Source organism: Candidatus Electronema sp. TJ (assembly GCF_048287355.1).
Taxonomy (GTDB): domain Bacteria; phylum Desulfobacterota; class Desulfobulbia; order Desulfobulbales; family Desulfobulbaceae; genus Electronema.
Window position 1 is genome coordinate 1 of the sequence record NZ_JBLWEP010000182.1, and the last position, 3,210, is coordinate 3,210.

Here is a 3,210-nt window from a genome sequence, read left to right on the forward strand (position 1 = left end):
ACTTGCCGGAGCAGATGCGGAAGAAAGCGATGCGGTCGCGGTGGGCCGGGTCCATGTTGGCCTGTATCTTGAACGTGAAGCCGGAGAAGGCTTCCTCGTCCGGCGCGACCATGCGCGAGGCAGCTGGGCGCGGGCCGGGCGGCGGTGCCAGCTCAACGAAGTTGTCCAGCAGCTCGCGCACGCCGAAGTTGTTGATCGCGCTGCCGAAGAAGACCGGAGTCTGACCCGCTTTCAGGTAGTCCTCATACGCAAAGGCGTTGGCTGCGCCGTGCAGCAGCTCCACGTCTTCACGCAGACGAGCGGCATCACGGCCAAGCAGCTCGTCCAAGCGAGGATCCTCCAAACCCTTGACCACCACCCGGTCTTCCGGGCGTGTGTCGCGGCTTGGGGTGAAGAGGTTCAGCTCGTTGCGGCGCAGGTCATACACGCCCTTGAAGCCCTTGCCCATGCCGATCGGCCACGAGAGCGGCGCGCACTCGATCTGGAGCTTCTCCTCTATGTCGGAGAGGATGTCGAAGGGGTCTAAGCCGTCGCGGTCGAGCTTGTTGATAAAGGTGATGATCGGCGTGTTGCGCATCCGGCAGACCTCCATCAGCTTGCCGGTCTGCGTTTCCACGCCTTTGGCTGAGTCAATCACCATCAGGGCCGAGTCAACCGCAGTGAGAACGCGGTAGGTGTCTTCCGAGAAGTCCTGATGGCCGGGCGTGTCCAAGAGGTTGATCTCGAAGTCGCGGTAGTTGAACTTCATCACCGAGGTGGTGACTGAGATGCCGCGCTCCTGCTCAATGGCCATCCAGTCGCTGGTGGCGTGGCGGGCGGTCTTGCGCGACTTGACCGCGCCGGCCATGTTGATGGCCCCGCCGAAGAGGAGAAGCTTTTCGGTTAACGTGGTCTTGCCTGCGTCCGGGTGGCTGATGATGCCGAAGGTGCGGCGTTTCTGAATCTCCTGCTGCAAGATGCTGCTCATGAGTGCTGCCTGCTGGCTGTTAAGATTGAAGGGAATGTCGCGGCGCAGCTTATCAGGAAGACTGGCTGAGGAAAACAGAAAAATGCGTTTGCCGGGAGCGGGCAGAATCAAGGCGCACGGCCCTGCGCCTGATTTCAGGAAATGCTCAGATTATCTCAGCAGCTCACTGCGCTTTGCTCACCTGCACCGAGATGGTCTTTGCATCAGCATTGACGCTCAAGATGCTGACAAGGAAATTTCCGGCGGCTGAGGAGAATTTTGCGCTGTCGCCAGTCCAGACGGCATGATTTGATGACGGTCTGCCATTTGGCGCAATATGCAGGCTGATGATTGATTCCTTCTTGAACCTTTCTACAGAGAAAGATAGGTAAGCGTCGGCCAGTTCAACAGGCTGCGGCTCGTTTTCATGGAGGACGCAGGGGAATGGCAGCTTTGCTTTTGCAGCAGGAAGCTGCTTTTGAGTCACTGGCTCATGTTTTAGCGTTTGAGGCGATGCAAGTTTTATTGGCTTCTTCTGAACATGTGGCACATCAGGCTGTGGCAAAGGTGGAGCCGGAATGACCGGCGTTGGCGGAGCAGTGTTCTCTTTGAAACCAATGCATTTCCTGACTTCTGGAATAATGACCGAAACAATCAAGGTCACTGTTGCAACGAGGAGACTAAGCAGAGCTATGATTCTTTCAAAGCTCCAGTTATTGTTTTCCATATTGCTGTGATGAGGAAGATGCACAGAGAGGAAATGCCGTGCTGCTCATAGCCGACGGCGGAGCTTGAGCGATGCGGGGAAATCGTTATAGGTATAACGGCAAATTCGTTATACCTATAACGACGAATTCATGATAGGTATAACGAAAAGTTCGTTATACCTATAACGGCAGATTCGTTATACGTATAACGACGGTTTCGTATCGAGGATAACGGCGGCAGCGGGCTGCCCAGTCTGACCGCCCGGCGCAGAGAACATGCCTGCCGCCGCTGTGTTAGTCAGCCAGAGGTTTGATTGCTTCTTACTTAGAGATAGGGATATTGCGAAACTGCGCCACAAACTGTTCATTTTCAGCCAGACACTTTATTTCAAACAATGCCACCGTGCTGGCATCTTGGCTGATATTTTTGAATTCAAAAGAATATTTTGTTGGCACATTAGCAACTAAACGTCTTTCTATATACCCGATCTCTGCTTGTTCTCCGGTAGCGATTTTGTTTGCAGCATACTCATTCCCCGCATTATCATATATTACAGTTCTGCCGCTATAATAATTTGCATATATTTTTATTTGCTTATCATTATTGCTACTTGTTATAGATACGCTGCATGTAAGAAACCCACCTGACTTCTTGCATTCCTTCACGTTAAAGGCAAATCCCTTAACCTCGCTAATCGCCTTTCCTGTCCCATTCCTCTTAGCAACTTCAGTGCTCTCTGCTGTAGGATTTTCTTGCGCTATCTCCTTGCCCAACAGCTCATTAACCGCCTGCGTTCTGGCAATATTGATCTTTGCTGAATCAATAATATCCGCTGTGTTTGCATCCAGCACCTTGACGATTAGCTGCACATTGTCGCTGATTGGTGTCAGCGTTCCTGTGACCAGCGCATCAGCCCCGGCAATCTTGCCCAGCTTCATTGCTGTCGCCGGGTTAATCATCCCAGTTGCCGAGAGCTTGTGCTCTTTGATCAGACTGTTCAGATTGCTGCGGTCAATCACCCTGAAACCTTTGCCAGCACCAGACAGCGCAACGGAAAATTGCTCCGCAATGAACTTGTCAAAATATCGCACATTGCCTTCCAAATCGGCGAAATCAACCACGGCCACCCTTGTTTTCCCTTTGCTGGCGATCTTCTGCGCCATCGTCACAGACAGCGCGTCAATCTCCTTCTCATATCCCCAAGAGGGTGCGGCCAAAGCCAGAGACAGGAACAATGCGGCGGCAACATGCTGAATAGACTTTCTCATGATCTGTTCTCCTTGATACCTTTGCGGGCGGACAATGGTTGAAAAGAGCGCAGGCTATCCTCTGCGGCTGCCTGCGAGGCTGCTATATTACCCTCTCAGCGCAGGCAAATCACGCCCTTCTCTGAATGCTGCGAAGAAAAATCGACCTTGCGCAGGAACTGCTGGTATGACGCAGGATGCTGCGGCTCTATGTCTCGCGGCCTCAAGTCCACCGCAGTCAGGACGCAGCAGGCTCCTCCTGCCTGCGCAGAAAAGGCTTGCCTGTCCGGCCCATCTTCATTACTCTTC

At 53.1% G+C, this 3,210-nt stretch carries 4 protein-coding genes; all 4 read right to left on the reverse strand.

Annotation, left to right across the window (positions count from 1 at the left end; genetic code table 11):
- A partial coding sequence (locus tag ACNKID_RS10885) for a peptide chain release factor 3 (protein WP_417913456.1) occupies nucleotides 1–967 on the reverse strand: 967 nt, incomplete at its 3' end.
- Nucleotides 968–1,130: 163 nt separating this feature from the next.
- Complete coding sequence (locus ACNKID_RS10890; protein WP_417913457.1) at nucleotides 1,131–1,673, reverse strand: hypothetical protein; 543 nt, start codon at nucleotides 1,671–1,673, stop codon at nucleotides 1,131–1,133.
- Nucleotides 1,674–1,974: 301 nt separating this feature from the next.
- Entirely contained in the window at nucleotides 1,975–2,922 is a 948-nt protein-coding gene (locus tag ACNKID_RS10895; protein ID WP_417913458.1) for a FlgO family outer membrane protein, read from the reverse strand.
- A gap of 95 nt (nucleotides 2,923–3,017) precedes the next feature.
- A partial coding sequence (locus ACNKID_RS10900) for a hypothetical protein (protein ID WP_417913459.1) occupies nucleotides 3,018–3,210 on the reverse strand: 193 nt, incomplete at its 5' end.

What these genes read in the sequence shown, in the direction of transcription:
- ACNKID_RS10895 (WP_417913458.1), bottom strand. Translation starts at nt 2,922, where the DNA reads ATGAGAAAGTCTATTCAGCATGTTGCCGCCGCATTGTTCCTGTCTCTG.
- ACNKID_RS10890 (WP_417913457.1), bottom strand. Translation starts at nt 1,673, where the DNA reads ATGGAAAACAATAACTGGAGCTTTGAAAGAATCATAGCTCTGCTTAGT.